Origin of the sequence: Deinococcus aquaticus (assembly GCF_028622095.1) — a bacterium.
Taxonomy (GTDB): domain Bacteria; phylum Deinococcota; class Deinococci; order Deinococcales; family Deinococcaceae; genus Deinococcus; species Deinococcus aquaticus.
The window spans coordinates 2301244-2318292 of record NZ_CP115165.1 but is presented as its reverse complement, the minus strand read 5'-3'; the positions used below and the strand labels follow the sequence as shown (position 1 = coordinate 2318292).

Below are 17049 nucleotides of genomic sequence, written 5' to 3'. Positions count from 1 at the left end.
ACTACATGTAGACTCCGCGCTGTCGTTGCTACCCGGCAACACTTCGCGGGAACAGAGGGAAGTCCGGTCACGCTCCCACAGTGGGGTTCAGTCCGGTACGGTCGCGCCACGGTTCCAGTCCGAACGCTCGCCCAGCGAAGAAACGCCCATCTCACGGTCCCCCGCGGTAGGGGCACAAGGCGGTTCTTCATGGACTTTTAGCGCTCGGCCGGTCAGCCATGCGGTGTCACCCATTTATGGATTCTCTCTGTCTTTCCAAGGAGTGCCATGCTTCTAGAAGCCCTGCTTGTTATCGTTCCGGCCGTCCTGATTCTTGCGCTGATTAAAGCCAACAAATCCGGCAGTATCAGCAAACTGATTCCATACCTCAAGTATCTGAACGGGGTGGCCGTCAGTCTGGCCCTGGCATCCTTTTCGCAGGACCTCTCCGATCTGATCACCCTGTGGATGATAGGCTGACCAGCTTGGGCCGCAGACGGCCGTAACTCAGAACGGACTCTGGACACATCCTGAGTCCGTTCTGGCATTTTACTCCGCAATCAAAGACACAAGATGCTGTATCCCCACGCCCGGTTTGACCGGCGGAGATACAGCATGTAGACTCCGCGCTGTCGTTGCCACCCGGCAGCACTTCGCGGGAACAGAGGGAAATCCGGTCACGCTCCCACAGTGGAGTTCAGTCCGGTACGGTCGCGCCACGGTTTCAGTCCGAACGCTCGCCCAGCGAAGACACGCCCATCTCACGGTCCCCCGCGGTAGGGGCACAAGGCGGTTTCTCTTATGCGTACATGGGTTTCATCCTTGCGGCCTTCCGGGCTGCGCTCTGCTTCCGGGCCTGTTTTACGGGGCAGGAGTCCGGCATGAGGCTGGTGTTCGATTCCCTGACCGGGAACGTGCGCCGCTTTGCGCTGGCGGTGTCGCGGGAGGCGGGGGGCGTGCCGGTGGGGTCCGTGAAGGACGCGCCGCCCGCGCCGGGTGAACCGTTCCTGCTGCTGACGTACACGTTCGGGCAGGGGGAGGTGCCGGCCAGCACGGCGGCGTTCCTGCGGGCGCATGCGGGGGGCCTGCGGGGCGTGGTGTCCAGCGGCAGTTACCACTGGGGCGCGAATTTCGGGCGGGCGGGGGACCGGATCGCCTCGGAGTTCCGGGTGCCGCTGGTGGCGCGTCTGAACAAGGGTGGAACGGTCTCGGACCGTGAGCAGGTCACGCGCTGGGTGCGGTCGCACCTGCCGGGTGGGGGGGAAAGTTATGGAACGCTGGATTGAACTGAATAACCGGGTGCTTTCGGGCACGCGTATCGACACGAGTCATGACGCGCAGGCGCTGCAGGCGTACTTCACGGAGAAGGTGAACCCCAATACCGTGACGTTCCCGACGCTGGCCGAGAAGGTCGCGTACATGACCGAGAAGGGCGTGTGGGACCCGGCAGTGTTCGCGCGCTACCACCCGCGTGACGTGAAGGCCGTGTTCCAGCGGGCGTACGGGTACGACTTCCGGTTCCGGTCGTTCATGGGGGCGTTCAAGTTCTACAGCGAGTACGCGACCATGACCCCGGACCGCCAGCAGTGGCTGGAGCGCTTCGAGGACCGCCTGAGCGTGACGGCCCTGGCGCGCAGCAGCAGCGTCGAGGAAGCGCTGGAACTCGTGCATCACCTGGTGAACCAGACGTTCACGCCGGCCACGCCTACCCTGATGAATTCCGGGAAGGCGAACACGGGGCGGCTGGTCAGCTGCTTCCTGCTTCAGGACTGCACGGACAACCTGGATTCCATCACGAAGACGCTGTCGTTCGTGGCGGAACTCAGCAAGGGCGGCGGCGGGATCGGCGTGGAGGTCAGTAACCTGCGGGCGCGTGGCGAGAGTTTGCGCGGCATTCAGAACGTCACGAAGGGCGTGATGGGCGTGGCGAAGATGCTGGACAACATGCTGCGCTACGCCGATCAGGCCGGGCAGCGTCCGGGCGCCGGGGCGATCTACCTGAGCGTCATGCACGCCGACTTCCTGGACACCCTGAGTGCCAAGAAGATCGCGTCGGACGAGGACGCGCGCCTGAAGACCCTGTCGGTCGGGGCGACCGTGCCGGACGTGTTCATGCAGAAGGTCCGGGCCGGTGAGGACATCTACCAGTTCTACCCGCACTCGCTGTTCCAGGCGACGGGGCGCGAGTTCACGAGTATCGACTGGACGCGCGAGTACGACGCGCTGGTCGCGAACCCGGACATCCGCAAGAAGCGCGTGTCGGCGCGGCGTGTCATGGAGGAGATCGCGGTCACGCAGGGCGAGAGCGGGTACCCGTACCTGCTGTTCGAGGGCAACGCGAACGCCGTGAACCCCATCCCGAACGTCGGGACGATCAAGATGAGCAATCTGTGCAGCGAGATCCTGCAACCCACGCTGCCCAGCACCTTCCACGCGTACGGCAAAGAAGGCCAGGATCAGGTGGGTCTGGACGTGAGCTGCAACCTTGCGTCGCTGGTGATCGAGCAGAGTGTCGCCAGTGGCGATCTGGGCCGCGTGGTGCGCGCCGCCGTGCGCATGCTGGACGACGTGGCCCGCTCCACCAGCATCACGGAGGTGCCCGCCGTGCGCCGCGCGAACGAGGAGATGCGCAGCGTGGGCCTGGGCGCCATGGGCCTGCACTCGTTCCTGGCGAAGAACGAGATCGCGTACGGCAGCCCCGAGGCGCTGGAGTTCGTGGACGTGTACTTCGCGGCCGTGCACTACCACGCCCGCCGCGCCAGCATGGAGATCGCGCGCGACACGGGCTTCGTGTTCCGGGGCTTCGAGGGCAGTCGCTACCAGAGCGGCGAGCACTTCGCGCAGTACCTCGCGCAGGACTTCGCTCCCCGCACGCCCGAAGTCGCCGCGTTGTTCGAGGGTCACCATCTCCCCACCTGCGAGGACTGGGCGCAGCTGGTACAGGACATCCGGACGCACGGGCTGGCGCACTCCTTCGTCATGGCGATCGCCCCCACGGGCAGCATCAGTTACGTCAGCAACGCGTCGGCCAGCATCATGCCCATCACGGAACGCGTCGAGACCCGCACCAGCAACAAGGCCCGCACCATCTACCCCATGCCGCACCTGAACGAGCTGACCGAGTGGTTCTACGAGGAAGCGTACGACATGGACCAGCGCCGCGTGATCGACACGGTCGCCGCCGCGCAGAAGCACGTGGACCAGGGCATCAGCTGCACGCTGTTCATTCCCAGCAGCGCCACCACGCGTACCCTGCAACGCTACTACCTGTACGCCTACGCCAAAGGCCTGAAAACGCTGTACTACACGCGACTGCGCAAGGTCAGCATCGACGAGTGCCTCAGCTGCGCTGTATGAGTTGGGCCGTCTGATCTGCACCATCTGATCTGAACACCCCTCACCCCGGCCCTCCCCCCAGCGGAGAGGGAGCACACCCCCACCCCCCCCTGTGAGACTCCCCATGACCCGAACCCCCTTTACTGCCACGAACTGGAGCGAACCCGAGGACAGCTTCTCGGTCACGTTCTACGAGAAGTACACCTCGCAACTGTGGTTCCCGGAAGAGATTCCGCTGTCAAACGACGCCATCGTCTGGAAATCCCTGACCGAAGCCGAACGCTGGACGTACATGCACGCCTCGGCCGGCCTGAACGCCCTGGACACCCTGCAGGGCGAGGTCGGCATGCCCGCCCTGCGTGGGCTGGTGCCGGGCCACATCCGTAAGGCGACCCTGCAATTCCAGGGCATGATGGAAGACATTCACGCGCGCAGCTACAGCCTGATGAACAAGACGTTCCTGTCCACCACCGAGGAACGCGCCGTGTTCGCGTGGGTGGAGGCGCAGCCGCAGCTTCAGTTCAAGATCGCGTTCATTCAGGACGTGTTCGCCGACCCGGACACCAGCGACTTCGGGCTGTGGCGCAAGATGGTCGTGTCGTGCATGCTGGAAACGGCACTGTTCTACAGCGGCTTCTACTATCCGCTGCTGATGGCCGGGCAGGGCCGCATGGTGTCGGCCGGCGAGATCTTCAACCTGATCATCCTCGACGAGGCCATGCACGGCGTGTACGTGGCGCTGCTCGCCCAGGAACGCTTCGAGGCCATGAGCGAGGCGCAGCAGGCCGAGGCCCTGGCGTGGTTCGACGGCGCGCTGGACACCCTGTACCGCAACGAACTGGCGTACACCGACACCCTGTACGCCGGGGTGGGCCTGACCGAGGACGTGGGGCGCTTCATCCGCTTCAACTTCAACGTGCTGGCCGACAACCTGGGCCTGGAACGCCGCTTCCCGGACGAGGATATCAACCCGGTCGTCCTGAACGGCATCCGCACGCGCGGCACCACGCACGACTTCTTCAGCGCCAAGGGCAGCAGTTACGCGAAACTGAACGTGGAACCCCTGGCCGACGAGGACTTCGCGGAACTCTGGCCCGAACGCACGGCGGTCGCGCATGACTGATACCGATCAGACCCGGCCGTTCGTGCTGTTCACGCAGGACCAGTGCCCGCAGTGCGAAACCCTGAAACGCATGCTGGCCCTGCCCCTGCGCGGCGCGTTCGACACCCAGATTGAGGTCCTGCACCGTCAGGAACAACCCGACGCCTTCGCGCGGCTCGCCGAAGCACACGCCCTGGCCCGCACGCCCGCCCTGCTGCACCGCCCCAGCGGCAAACTTCTGCTCGACACCGCCAGCCTCGGCGCCGTCAAAGCCTTCCTGACGCAGGGGTAAACGATCAATCGGGCGGATCGGACCCCTGCTTTGTCACTGCCAATCGCTGCTGAACGCGTCGGAGCGTCACTGTGGACTCTTCAGCGTGCGGGTCAAGGATGTTCCCCGAACTACCCGGCATCAAGACTCCCAGATTCCAGAGCAGCTGGCCAAATCTGAGATCAGGGTGATCGTCGACTTCCCGTAAAAGCAGGGCCAGCAGGGCAAAATTAGCTTCCTGACGGTCAGTCGTCATCTCCCCCTCCCCTACTTCACGCCCAGCGCCGCCAGTTCCTCCCGGAGCTGCGCGGCGTTCTCGTACCGCACGGCGTGCATGCCGACCGAGCGGGCCGCCTCGGCGTTCTGGGCGCGGTCGTCAATCATCACGGTCTCTTCGGGGCGGAGGCTGGCGAGGTTCAGGCCCAGGCGGTAGATGGCGGGGTTGGGTTTCATGACGCCCAGGTAGCAGGAACTGAAGAAGGCCAGCAGGAACTCGTGCAAGGCATAGTTGCGGATGCGGCACTCGTTCAGGTCGTGGCCTTCGTTGTTCAGGGCGTACATGCGGTACCGGCCGCTCAGGTCGCGGGCGAGGGCCAAGGCGTCGTCGTGGGGGCGGCTCTCGGCTTCCATGGCAGCGCGGAAGTCCTCGCGGGTAAAGTCACGCGGGGCGTGGAACACCGTCTGCGACAGGTACTCATCGAGTGTCATGCGGCCCAGTTCGAGTTCCGGCGCGGCCAGTTTGTGCCGCTCAGTGAACTCGGTCAGGTCCAGCCCGAAGCGTGAGAGAACATCCGCGCGTTGCTTGCGGTCCCAGCCGTTCGTGAGGAGCACCCCACCGATATCCCAGAAGACAGCCCTGATAGTCATGGAGCTATTTGAACAGGTTCGCTCTGCGGCGCGCTCTTGAACCAGACCTCCCGGGCTTCAATGATGAAGGTCGAAAGGCTCCCCTCGGAATGAACGGGGCTGAAGTCCGCCTTCCAGCCCAGTGCGGTGAGCGTCCATTTGATTCCGCCAAGCACGACATTCGTCGTTCGGTCTTCAAGAAGGTGTAACAGTGTCACGCCGCGAAATTCAAACAGCACCTGACCCCAGCCGTCTGCTGCACGATTGTCCTTCGCTTCGATCTCCACAGTGACCTGCCTCCACTGCGGGGTTGAGGTGAAGGCAAGTGAGACGCGTCTGATCAGGCAATCCTCGAACTTCGCGTGGCGGTCGTTCAGTGCTTGGAGTGCATTTTCCGTGAGGTTGTCCATCCTGCCTGACAGCATTCCTGCCCTGAGGTCGGAGGGCAACCCAAACCCCTTACTTCGTGTCGTACCAGTTAGGGCCGGTGCCTGCCTCGACGGCCAGGGGCACCTTGAGGCTGGCGGCGCCTTCCATGATGGTTTTTACGAGGCGGCTGATCTCTTCGGCTTTCTCTTCGGGGGCTTCGATCAGCAGTTCGTCGTGGACTTGCAGCAGGAGGTGCGCGCCGGTGCCCTGGAGTTCCCGGTCGAGTTTGATCATGGCGAGTTTGATGATGTCGGCGGCGGTGCCCTGGATGGGCATGTTGTAGGCGAGGCGTTCGCCGGCCTCGCGCAGGGTGCGGTTGGTGGCAATGAGTTCCGGGACGTAGCGGCGGCGGCCGTACAGCGTCTCCACATACCCGTTCTGGCGGCCGAATTCGAGGGTGCGGTCGATGTACCCGCGGATGCCGGGGTAGGTGTTGAAGTACGTTTCGATGAATCCGGCGGCGTCGGCGTAGGGAATGCCGAGGTCGCCGCTGAGGCGGTGGGCGCTCATGCCGTACAGCACGCCGAAGTTCACGGTTTTGGCGGCGCGGCGCTGGTTGGGCGTGATGGTGGCCTCGTCGAGTCCGAGGACCTGCGCGGCGGTGCGGCGGTGGATGTCCGCGCCTTCCTGGAAGGCCTGCTGCATCAGGGGGTCGTCGGCGATGTGTGCCAGGAGGCGCAGTTCGATCTGTGAGTAGTCGGCGCTGATCAGGCACATGCCGGGCGCGGCGATGAAGCCCTTGCGGATTTCGCGGCCGGCGTCGCTGCGGATGGGGATGTTCTGGAGGTTGGGGTTGAGGCTGCTGAGGCGGCCGGTGGCGACGGCGGCCTGCGCGAAGGTGGTGTGCAGGCGGCCCGTGGCGGGGTTCACGAGGTTGGGGAGGGGTTCGAGGTACGTGCCGCGCAGTTTTTCCAGTTCGCGGTATTCCAGCAGGGCGGGGATGATGGGGTGCTCGTCCCGGAGGGGTTCGAGGGCGGCGACGGCGGTGCTGCGCTTGCCGGTCAGTTTGGTCTTCTTGCCGCTGGCTAGGCCGAGTTCGTCGTACAGGACCGCTTCGAGCTGGTCGCGGCTGCGGATCTGGAATTCGCGTCCGGCGAGCGAGTGGATCTGCGTTTCGAGGATCTGGAGGCGGGCGGCGGTGGCGGCGGACAGGCCGCGCAGGTACTCGCTGTCGAGTTGCACGCCCCGGACTTCCATGCGGGTCAGCACGCCGGACAGGGGTTGTTCCATGTCGTGGTACAGGGCGCGGCGGGTGTCGTTGAGCAGCGGCGGCAGCAGGTGCAGCAGCTGGGCGGTGGCGGCGGCGCGGCCGGCGGCGTCGTCGGGCCAGGGGGCGTTCAGGTATCGCTGCGCGACGGCGTTCATGGTGGTGTTGGCCGGGTCGAGCAGGTACGCCATGAGCAGGGGGTCGTCACCGGGTTCGGTGTTCAGGCCGCGCACACGCAGGTGCGTGGCGAGGGCCTTGGCGGCGGCGGCCGTCACGGTCGGCTGGGCGGCGAATTCGGTCTCGCTGACGGTGGCGGGGTACTGCGCGCGGAGTTTCGCGGCCGCTTTCTCCTGATCTTTCAGGGCCTTCTCGGCCGCTTTCTGCTGCGTTTTCGTCAGGGGCGCGGCGGGCGTGTCGGGGCTGTCGAAGAGGGTGCCGGGCAGGGCGTACACCTCGGCTTTCTTCCACTGGGCGGGTTCGTGGGTGGGAGCGGTCCGCAGCAGACCGCTGTACTCCCCGGCGGCGGGGTCGCCAGTCACCTCGAAGGTGGCGGCGTCGGTCAGGGCGGCGGTCAGGTCGTCCTCGCGGGACAGGGCGTAGCCCCAGATGACCGTCCCGGTGGGCGCCTGCCAGGGGGCCGTGTCGGTGGTCAGGTCCGGCAGCGGGTCGGCGCTGGGTTCGTCGTGCGGCGCGGTCTGGTGCGCGGCGTCGTGCACGCTGTCCGGCAGGGCCGGGCTGGCGTCGGCGGCGTCCAGGGCGGCCACGTCACGCTTGACGCTCATCAGGTTCAGTTCGTCCAGCAGCTCTTCCAGGCGGGCCGGGTTGCCCGGCAGTCGCCCAGTCCCGAGTTCCACGTCCAGCGGCAGGTCCGTGACCATGCACGACAGCTGGTGGCTGAACTGCACGTTCTCCTCGGAGTCCAGCAGTTTCTGGCGCGTCCCGTCGGGTTTCAGGGTTCCGGCCTTCGCGGCGGCGTAGATGCCTTCCAGCGAACCGTACTCCTGAAGCAGCTTCGACGCTGTTTTCGGGCCGATGCCCTTGGCGCCGGGAATGTTGTCGCTGGCATCGCCAGTCAGGGCGCGGTAATCCACCCACTGCCGGACGGTCACGCCGTACTTTTCCAGCACCTCGTCCGGGCCGATCAGGCGGAAGTCGTTCGTGATGACGCGCACGTGGTCGTCCAGCAGCTGGTACGCGTCGCGGTCACTGGTCACGATCCGCACCTGCATGCCCGTGCCCTCGGCCTTGCGGGTCAGGCTGGCGATCACGTCATCGGCCTCGTAGCCGGGTTCCTCCAGGCGCGGCAGGCCGATGGCGTCCACAATCTCGCGGATGCGGTTGATCTGGCCGGGCAGGTCGGCGGGCATCTCGGCGCGCCCGGCCTTGTACCCCTCGAACTGCTCGTGCCGGAAGGTCTTGACCGGCGGGTCAAACACCACGATCACCTGGTTACTGCGCTGCCGCGCCAGGCGCAGGGTCAGGCGCAGGAATCCCAGGATGGCGTGCGTGCTTTCGCCCTGCCGGTTGGTCAGTGGCGGCAGGGCGAAGTACGACCGGAACGCCAGGGCGTGCCCGTCGATCAGCACCAGGGTATCGGGTGAAGCGGAGGTCATAACCCCCATTCTACTGTGGGCGTAATACGGCGGCGCGCCGTGAATGGAGGCGCTCACGGGTCACCCTTGCAACATGCTGGGAAACGGGCTTCCTACGTATTTCTACAGCGTGTTTATCAGTCGGCGGCCTGCGGGTAGTGGGCGTGCTCGTCGGCGCTGGCCGGGGCCGCCACGCGGCGGTTGTACGCGCGGGGCAGGGGCTGAAGGTCGTGGGGGAGGTCCTCCTGCTCGGTCAGCAGGGCGCGGTCGTCACGCGTGAGCGCAACGAAGGCACCCAGCATGATCAGGAGTGTCAGGGCCGCCATGATCAGGAGCAGGTTCATATCGGTAGTGTGCGCCTGGACCTCATACAGGGTCATGACGGCCCTCTCAAGGCAACTGAAGTTAATCTTCAGCGGCACTACAGGGAACGCTGAGGGAACGTCCATCTACGGCAGCAGCGTGCGCTCACAAGCCGGGGCGGCGCAGTCAAAACCCCGCGCTGGGGCGGGGTTGGCCCTCACCGACTTCACCCGGTCGGCCTTAATTGTGGGTGAATTCAGCGTAGGTCGGCCCCGTGAGGAAGCTCTGCGCCTTGCATGGAGGCACCTTGACGCACCGATGCAGGCAAGCTGTCAGACGAAGCTGCGGCGAACCCAGCTTCAACCGGACAGCACAGGGCATTTAAGGAAACAGGGAGCACCCGGTGACTGGGGCTCCCTCCCTGCTCGTGCATGATGTTACCCAGTCTGTCCGAACTGCATTCTGAACACGAACTTGGTGACGTCCGTTTTCAGGTTGTCGACCATTTCGTTGAACATGTTCGTCGCCTCGAACTTGTACTCGGTGAACGGGTCGCGCTGGCCGTAGCCGCGCAGGCCGATGCCCTGGCGCAGGACGTCCATGTTGTGCAGGTGCTCTTTCCAGTGCTGGTCGACCGTCTGGAGCAGCACGTAACGGGCGAGGCTGATCAGCATGGTGTTGCCCAGTTCGTCGCGGCGGGCGTCGTAGGCGTCGGCCACGGCTTTGAGCAGCGTGTCCTGCGCGTCGGCGGGGCTCATGGCGCGCAGTCCCTCGAAGTCGAAGGATTCGAGTTGCGGGGTGGTATCCAGCACGGCGGCTTTCAGGGCTTCGGTGTCCCACTGGTCGTGGCTGGCCTCGGCGGGCAGGTGCGTGGCGAGCTGCATGTCGACGTAGTCGGCGATCATGCCCTCGGTGCTTTCCTCGACGTCGCTGTCTGGCCCGAGCAGCACTTCGCGGCGCTGGGCGTAGATGGTGTCGCGCTGTTTGCTCATGACGTTGTCGAATTCCAGCAGTTGCTTGCGGGTGCTGAAGTTGCGGTCCTCGACGCGCGCCTGCGCTTTCTCGATGGCACCGGTGACCATTTTCGCCTCGATGGGCTGGCTGTCGTCCATGCCGAGGCGGTCCATCATGGCGATCACGCGGTCGTTGGCGAACAGGCGCATCAGGTCGTCCTCGAACGACACGTAGAAGCGGCTGCTGCCCGGGTCGCCCTGACGTCCGGCGCGGCCGCGCAGCTGGTTGTCGATGCGGCGGCTCTCGTGGCGTTCCGTGCCGATGATGTGCAGTCCGCCGATGTCCTTGACCTTCTGGCGGTCGGCGAGAATGTCGGCCTGCACCTGCAGGGCCTGCCGGGCGAACTCCTCGGTCATGCCGGGGATCAGCATGCCGGCCTGCACGGCGTTCTCGTCCTGGCGGCTGACGGCCTTGATGAACCCTTCGGCTTCGGGGGTGAAGCGGCTGATGCCGAAGTTCTGCTCGATGGCTTCACCCAGGATGAATTCGGCGTTCCCACCGAGCATGATGTCGGTGCCGCGCCCGGCCATGTTGGTGGCGATGGTCACGGTGCCCGAGCGGCCGGCCTGCGCAATGATGCTGGCTTCCTGCGCCTCGAACTTGGCGTTCAGGACGCTGTGTTTCACGCCGGCCTGCGTGAGGAGGCCGCTGAGCTGTTCGCTGGTGACGATGCTGGCCGTGCCGATCAGGACGGGGCGGCCGGTCGCGTGGAGTTCCACGACTTCCTGCACGACGGCGTTGTACTTGCCCAGGCGGGTGCGGTACACGAGGTCCTCGGAGTCCTTACGCAGGATGGATTTGTTGGTGGGGATGACCAGCACGTCGCTACCGTAGATGTCGAGGAATTCCTTCTCCTCGGTCTTGGCGGTGCCGGTCATGCCTGAGAATTTGTTGTACAGGCGGAAGAAGTTCTGGTACGTGATGGTCGCGAGCGTCTGGTTCTCGTTCTCGATCTTCACGCCTTCTTTCGCTTCGATGGCCTGGTGTAGGCCCTCGCCGTAGCGGCGGCCGGGCATGGAGCGGCCCGTGAACTCGTCGACGATGATGACCTCGCCCTCGGCGTTCACGATGTAGTCCTTCTCGCGCTGGTACAGTTCGCGGGCGCGGATGGCCTGGGTGATCATGTGGGCCTTGTCCATGTTCTCGGGGCTGTACAGGTCCCCGAGGCTCAACAGGCGCTCGATCTTGCTGATGCCGCCCTCGGTCAGGTGCACCTGTTTGCTCTTCTCGTCAATGGTGTAGTCGCCGGTCGGTTCGGTGCGCACGCCGGGTTCGGCGGGTTCACCTTTCTGCAGGCGGCGGATCAGTTTGGCGTACACGTAGTACAGGTCCGTGGCCTTCTCGGCCTGCCCGCTGATGATCAGGGGCGTGCGGGCCTCGTCGATCAGGATGGAGTCCACCTCGTCCACGATGGCAAAGTTCAGGGGGTGCTCGGCGCGCAGGGCGAGGGCCTCGCGGCTCTGGGCCATGTTGTCGCGCAGGTAATCGAAGCCCAGTTCGCTGTTCGTGACGTACGTGATGTCGCAGGCGTACGCGGCCTGCTTCTGAGCGGGTTGCAGTTCACGGCTGGCGAGGCCGACAGTCAGGCCCAGCGTGCGGTACAGCAGGCTCATTTCTTCCATGCCGACCCGCGCGAGGTAATCGTTGGAGGTCACGAGGTGCGCGCCGCGTCCTTCCAGCGCGTTCAGGGCGAGGGCCAGGGTGGCGACCAGGGTCTTGCCTTCGCCGGTGCGCATCTCCGCGATGCGGCCCCGGTGCAGGGCGTACCCGCCGATCAGCTGCACGTCGTAGTGGCGTTTGCCGATGGAGCGGCGGCCCGCCTCGCGGATCAGCGCGAAGGCCGGGACGACCACGTCATCGAGGGTCTCGCCGCCCTCCTGAACGCGGCGGCGCAGGTCCATGAAGGCTGCGGCGAGATCTTCCACTTTCATGGTTTCTTCTTCCAGGGCGTTCACGGGTTGCACGACCGTCTTCACGATCTGCGCCACGTCGCGCTGGTTGTTATCGAATAATTTGTTCAGGACACGGAACATGACAAGTGAGTATAACGCGCGGCCGGCCCGGCATACGAACGGATTTCAGTGAGGCGCACATAAGCAACTTGAGCCGCAAGCGCTCAGACACCATGAATGCCCGCTTCAGGACCGGCTGGAAGGCCGCGCCGGTCCTCATGTGCGGCCCGTATGCTCTGCCCATGACCCTGCGTGTTCTGACGGCCGCCCTGCTGCTTCCTGTTCTCATGGCCTCCTGCACCCCCGTGGCGTCCCTGCTGGCCGCCCGCGAAGAGCAGGGGCCCTCGCCGCGTCAGGCGGGACCCCTGACGGTCGGGGACACCTGGACCGTGTCCGGCCCCATTGACGGGCGCAGCGTGGCCGCCACCATCAGTATCCCGGACCTCGTGAGCGTGTCGGGTGGCACGGCCAGCGTGAACGACCGCGACCGCCTTGACGCTTTCGCCGCCGGGCGCGAGGGGTTCGGCGTGGCGCGCTACGACCCGGACCGCCGCTACGTCACGTTCTCCTGGGTGGCCGCCGGGAACACCACGTACATCTGCGAGGTCACGGCCCCGCTGAGCCTGCCGTACCAGGGTCGCCTGACCATGCAGCGCGGCGGGCAGACCGTCGCGAACGGCACCTGCGAGGCGAACGTCAGCCAGTAATACGGACTCCGATTGAATGGCTTGTAAAGCCATTCAATCCGAGCGGATGCGAGTGGGATCGGAACGGGTTCCGGGCGTGGAGTTGGCAGATCGGTGGTGTTCCGATCTGTCAACCTCGGGTGCTAGGGGCTCAGCAGCCTCCGAAGTAGAGGCCCAGGTTGTGGGCCGCGATCTTGCGACACACGTGAGCCCGGATGGATCTCTCCGAATTCAACTGTGGCAACATCAGGTGAAAAGAACGATCCAGACGTGAAAAAACAGTCTCGATCGTTTTCCTCACCCACCGCATCGCCCCCCACCAGTGGCGTGGCTTCTTGAAGTTTTTCTTCGGCTGGGCATATACACCACAGCCCTGATACCCTCGATCGCCTAGGACCAACGCCGCTTCCTGGGGATCCAAGAGTGCCCGTGCCACGGGTGGGTCTCCCTCTCTCCCAGGAACAATGGCAAAGCGCACGAGCATGCCGTGATCGTCGATCACGGCATGCAGCTTGAACCCGTAGAAGAACCCGGTTCTGCCATATCCACCGTGTCCACCCCGGCCACTCGTCGCGGTGGTCATGCTCCTGGGCCGTTTGTGTCGGGCTCCAACGCAGTACACGAGCGGTTTGCTGTCGATGACATAGACGGTGTCGTCATCGAAGTGGGGCAATCGGAGCGCGAGGTCGGCATAGATCCGTTCGAGGTTCAGTTGGATGCGGAGATACCGGGAGCGATCGGGTAAGGAGGGGAAGAGGAAGGTGTAGGTGGCGCGTACCTGAGCGAACCACTGCTGTGCCGAGGGCTGGTGGAGGAGCTCACCGACGAGTGCGATGGTCATGAGCTCGGCGTAACTGGCCTTCTGGTTGGGTTCGTCGGGTAAGGTGAACAGGCCGCTGCGGGCAGCGGCCTTGAGGTAATCGTCGACGTAGACGTAGATAATCGTGAAGAGGTCCGTCACCGTAGACTGGTGCAGCGGAAGTTCTTTGGTAGGCATACCGGAGCTTCCGCTTTTTCTGTCTCGTCGCCAACCCCTAGCACCCGAGGTTGTCAACGAAACAGACGGAACCCCAGGCTTTTATCTTGACGCGAGTTCAGGAATCAGGAGTTGAAGAGCGAGCAACGGATCAATGGTCAGGCGGCGCACCAGTGCTGTGATCTGACGAGTTTTTCCACTGAGCAGAGCAACCATCACGCCATTGAGCATCGCCCGTCCCTGTGCTCCTTTGCGCAACCGACACGCATCCTCGTGCAGCACGACATCCCGGCAATGGTGGCTTCGATTCTCTATGCCCCAGTGACCGCGCCAGATGCGCTCCGCTTCCTGAGCCGTCAGCAGCCGGCTGCTGACGGCATACCGCACCTCAACCCGTTGTATGCCATCGCGGCGCGTGACCTGGTGCTCTCGCCGGATCAACGTCTGCACGCCACACAGCCCTTCCTTGATCTCCTCGGGGACCTGTGCGCCGGTGATCACCGACGTGCGCCGCTCCCAGATTTCCCCACTGCGTCTCTCAACGTCCACGAAGTGATCGTGCGCCGGGTATGTGAACGCAAACTTCGCCCATTCCTTGAGCGAGCGGGTGTTGTTTTTGAGTGGGACGAGGTAGGCTCCGCCTGCCTCGTCGATTCGAGTCGTGAGTTCCCGCTCGGTGTAGGCGGCGTCCAACGTCACGAGCCACCCGTTCCCGAAGAGCGTCGTGAGGATGGGAAGCAGATCCTGCATCCCTTTGGCTTCATGACGTCCGGCCTGATCGACCTGCGCGACGGTCAGCGCCAGCTCATGGAAGAAGACCGACAGGAACGAGAGGGCCGTGCGGCCCTCTCGTGCACTCCCTTTCAGGACTTTGCCGTCACCAGCGAGGATGACCAAGCGGTCATGCGCCGTGGGATGTTGAGCCTTCACCCAGTCCAGCAGGACGCCTTGCAGTTCAGGAAGATGTTGGTCCAGCGACCAGAAGAAGCGGTAGATCATGGCCTGCTGGGGGAGGCGGTCGAGGTCGAGGTGCTGTGCCAGCACCTCGCGGTGTCCGGCGAGCCACTGGGTGAGGGCGAGGATGTTGGGTGGTCCGGCGAGGAGGCCAGTGAGAATGACGGTCCAGAGGGCTTCCCATGGGTAATGGATGCGGGTAGGGGCACGCCAGTCTGGAATTTGAGTTAGAAATGGGAGCGGGCTGATGGGTGGTCTCACAACTCCCCATCAGCCCGCTTTGTTGGACCCGAGTCAAGATAAAAGCCTGACGGAACCCGTATAAGGCCCCGCTGACAGGCACGGCCTGGATTCAGTACGAATCCGGGCCGTTTCCGTCGCGCTCCGGGTGTGCCCGTCAGCGCCAGAGGTACGCCTCGTTCCAGGCCTCGCCCCGGCGGATGAACGGCGCGCGGCTGCCCAGCACGCGGTGCCCGCCTTTCACGGCGGCGCGCACGATCACGCGCGGGTCCAGGGTGGGGTACAGCGTCTGCGCGAAGGCAACCTCCTCGCGCACGTCCAGCGAGCCGCCACTGGCGACGGAATCGGTGCCCAGCGCGACCTCTATGCCGGCCGCCGCGAAGGCCGCCCACGGGAACACGCCGCACTCCAGGTGGTGGTTGCTGCGCGGGCACGTCACGACGGCGCTGCCCGCGCGGGCCACGCGGGCGATGTCGTCCGGGGTGACGTTCACCATGTGGATCAGGGTGGGTTTCGCGTTCAGTACGCCCAGTTCGTCGAGGTAGCGCACAGGCGTCAGCTCCGGTTCCGGCGCGCGGCCGATCACCTCCGCGAAGGTCTCGGGGTAGAAAGGCGCCAGCCGGTTGTCCCAGATGGGGCCGCCGCCGCACGTGTACAGGTCGTGCTCGGCGGGGTGTTCGGCCACGTGGATCTGCAGGGGCAGGCCCTCGCCAGCAGCGTAGTCGCACAGCAGGCGCATCAGGCGGTGGCTGACGGTGTGCGGCGTGTGCGGGGACAGGCCCACGCGCGGCCCGCCGGGGCGTTCCAGACGGCGCCAGCGTTCAAGGCGCTCGCGGATGGTGCGGAAGATGTCGTCCGCCTTGTCGGGGAAGGTGCCCAGCGCCTCGTAGTACAGGACGCCGCGCAGGTCCTCACGGGCCAGCAGGGCGTCCGTGACCTCCGGGGCGTGCATGTACACGATGTCCCCCACGCCGCCCGCACCCAGGCGGCGCAGGGTGTCCGCGCCGTGCAGGGCGGCCTCCACGCTGCGTTTCTCGCGCTGCGGGACGACCACCTCCGGAATCCAGCGGAAGTACGGCAGGGCCGTAAACTCGTAGTGGCTCATGTCCAGGTGCGTGTGGGCGTTCACGGGCGGCGGCGCGATCACGCCGCCCACCGCTTCCTCGCGCGCGTGCGGGTACGAGGCGCGCAGCGCGGCCGGATCACCCGTCGCGGCGACCGTGCCGCCCACCACGACCACACCGCCCGGCGACTGCGCGCCCCCCATGCCGGTGAACAGCACGTCGCAGGTGAGCAGGCGGGGAGCGAGCGGGTCGGCGTGGTCGGTCATGGGCGGCATGCTACGCCGCGCGGCGCGGGGGCTGCCATCAAGGGAGGTACAGGAGGGCCGTTACAGCAGGGCAATCACAGCAGGGCGCGGATGCGGGCCTCGAGTTCGCGGGCCACGGCGTCCGGTCCCTGCGCCAGCGTATGTGCGCCCAGGTTCCAGCGGCCGCGCTGCTCGAACTCGCTGGTGAACAGGCTGGCCACGCCGGTCGCGCGGCGGTCCACTTCCAGGATCACGTCCAGGCCGCCGCCCGTGTGGAACAGCATCATCTCGACCTCGGCCACGCGGTACTGGCCGTGCGGGGGTCGGAAGGCGAGTTCCTGCGCAATGCGGCCGTGGTGGTGTTCGATCTCGCTGCCGCTCAGGCTGAAGCCCAGGCGCTGCGCGGCCATGATCAGCGTTTCCGCCTCGCGGCTGGGCAGGATCTGCAGGTGGTCCTGATCGCCCGGGTCGGCCGCGCCGGCAATGTCGGCGTCCGTGGCGAGCCACACCTGCGTGCCGGGCAGCGACAGCGGCGTGTCGAGCGGGACAGGCAGGCTGAACGGGAACTCGCGGGTCTCGCCGGCCCGCAGGTCGAAGGCCGGCACGACCTGCGCCCGGGTCAGCTGGTGCGTGACGTGGGTGTCGTCGTGCCGGTAGCGGGTGGCGAGCCCCAGGTTGATGCGTTCGATGCGCTGCTCGACGCTGCCGCCCTGCACGGCCAGCACGCCGGTCAGGGTGTCACCGGCCCGCAGGCTGGGGTTATTCACGCGGGCGTCGACCTTCGCGCCGCCCACACCGATGGCGGCCATCATCTTCTTCAGGAATCCCATGCTGCCCTGTACGGGGTCATGCT

General features: G+C 65.4%; 16 protein-coding genes. 6 read left to right on the top strand and 10 right to left on the bottom strand.

Translation table 11 applies throughout. From position 1 onward, the window contains the following. Positions 1–267 precede the first annotated feature (267 nt). The 5 genes from M8445_RS11270 to M8445_RS11250 all read left to right on the top strand — a co-directional run bounded on the left by M8445_RS11270 (position 268) and on the right by M8445_RS11250 (position 4709). Positions 268–459 carry a hypothetical protein gene (locus M8445_RS11270; protein ID WP_273987852.1) on the top strand — a complete coding sequence of 64 codons (192 nt, stop codon included), beginning with the start codon at positions 268–270 and terminating at the stop codon, positions 457–459. A 401-nt stretch (positions 460–860) separates the two neighbouring features. Further along, positions 861–1265 carry a class Ib ribonucleoside-diphosphate reductase assembly flavoprotein NrdI gene (nrdI, locus tag M8445_RS11265; RefSeq protein WP_273987851.1) on the top strand — a complete coding sequence of 135 codons (405 nt, stop codon included), beginning with the start codon at positions 861–863 and terminating at the stop codon, positions 1263–1265. Further along, entirely contained in the window at positions 1249–3336 is a 2088-nt protein-coding gene (nrdE, locus tag M8445_RS11260) for a class 1b ribonucleoside-diphosphate reductase subunit alpha (RefSeq protein ID WP_273987850.1), read from the top strand. The genes nrdI and nrdE overlap by 17 nt, the downstream gene beginning before the upstream one ends. Before the next feature lie 103 nt (positions 3337–3439). After that, positions 3440–4438 carry a ribonucleotide-diphosphate reductase subunit beta gene (locus M8445_RS11255; protein WP_273987849.1) on the top strand — a complete coding sequence of 333 codons (999 nt, stop codon included), beginning with the start codon at positions 3440–3442 and terminating at the stop codon, positions 4436–4438. Then, on the top strand, positions 4431–4709 hold the full coding sequence (locus M8445_RS11250; RefSeq protein WP_273987848.1) for a thioredoxin: 279 nt from the start codon (positions 4431–4433) through the stop codon (positions 4707–4709). The genes M8445_RS11255 and M8445_RS11250 overlap by 8 nt, the downstream gene beginning before the upstream one ends. Positions 4710–4713: 4 nt before the next feature. Here the strand turns inward: M8445_RS11250 and M8445_RS11245 are convergent, their stop codons facing one another. From M8445_RS11245 to secA, 6 genes are all read right to left on the bottom strand, one after another. Further along, positions 4714–4944 carry a hypothetical protein gene (locus tag M8445_RS11245; RefSeq protein ID WP_273987847.1) on the bottom strand — a complete coding sequence of 77 codons (231 nt, stop codon included), beginning with the start codon at positions 4942–4944 and terminating at the stop codon, positions 4714–4716. Between the two features lie 11 nt (positions 4945–4955). Then, a complete protein-coding gene (locus M8445_RS11240) occupies positions 4956–5555 on the bottom strand; it encodes an HAD family hydrolase (RefSeq protein WP_273987846.1) in 600 nt (199 codons plus the stop codon). Continuing rightward, positions 5552–5944: a hypothetical protein gene (locus tag M8445_RS11235; protein WP_273987845.1), complete on the bottom strand. Its 393-nt coding sequence runs from the start codon at positions 5942–5944 to the stop codon at positions 5552–5554. The genes M8445_RS11240 and M8445_RS11235 overlap by 4 nt, the downstream gene beginning before the upstream one ends. A gap of 49 nt (positions 5945–5993) precedes the next feature. Further along, positions 5994–8783, bottom strand: coding sequence for a DNA polymerase I (gene polA / locus M8445_RS11230; RefSeq protein ID WP_273987844.1), 2790 nt, complete (start codon positions 8781–8783; stop codon positions 5994–5996). A 116-nt stretch (positions 8784–8899) separates the two neighbouring features. Further along, entirely contained in the window at positions 8900–9106 is a 207-nt protein-coding gene (locus tag M8445_RS11225) for a hypothetical protein (protein WP_273987843.1), read from the bottom strand. Between the two features lie 396 nt (positions 9107–9502). Further along, positions 9503–12112 carry a preprotein translocase subunit SecA gene (secA, locus tag M8445_RS11220; protein ID WP_273987842.1) on the bottom strand — a complete coding sequence of 870 codons (2610 nt, stop codon included), beginning with the start codon at positions 12110–12112 and terminating at the stop codon, positions 9503–9505. A gap of 161 nt (positions 12113–12273) precedes the next feature. Between secA and M8445_RS11215 the strand changes: the two genes are divergently transcribed. Beyond that, a complete protein-coding gene (locus M8445_RS11215; protein WP_273987841.1) occupies positions 12274–12738 on the top strand; it encodes a hypothetical protein in 465 nt (154 codons plus the stop codon). Between the two features lie 130 nt (positions 12739–12868). Here M8445_RS11215 and M8445_RS11210 read toward each other — a convergent pair whose 3' ends face one another. From M8445_RS11210 to M8445_RS11195, 4 genes are all read right to left on the bottom strand, one after another. Then, the gene (locus M8445_RS11210) at positions 12869–13714 is read right to left on the bottom strand and encodes a transposase (protein ID WP_273987840.1); all 846 of its coding nucleotides are present in this window, start codon (positions 13712–13714) and stop codon (positions 12869–12871) included. 81 nt (positions 13715–13795) lie between these two features. Continuing rightward, a complete protein-coding gene (locus M8445_RS11205) occupies positions 13796–14908 on the bottom strand; it encodes an ISAs1 family transposase (protein WP_273987839.1) in 1113 nt (370 codons plus the stop codon). Between the two features lie 136 nt (positions 14909–15044). Beyond that, positions 15045–16217 carry an amidohydrolase family protein gene (locus M8445_RS11200; protein ID WP_273987838.1) on the bottom strand — a complete coding sequence of 391 codons (1173 nt, stop codon included), beginning with the start codon at positions 16215–16217 and terminating at the stop codon, positions 15045–15047. 74 nt (positions 16218–16291) lie between these two features. Further along, positions 16292–17026, bottom strand: a complete 735-nt coding sequence (locus M8445_RS11195) for a sporulation protein (RefSeq protein WP_221591257.1) — start codon at positions 17024–17026, stop codon at positions 16292–16294. Between the last annotated feature and the right edge of the window lie 23 nt (positions 17027–17049).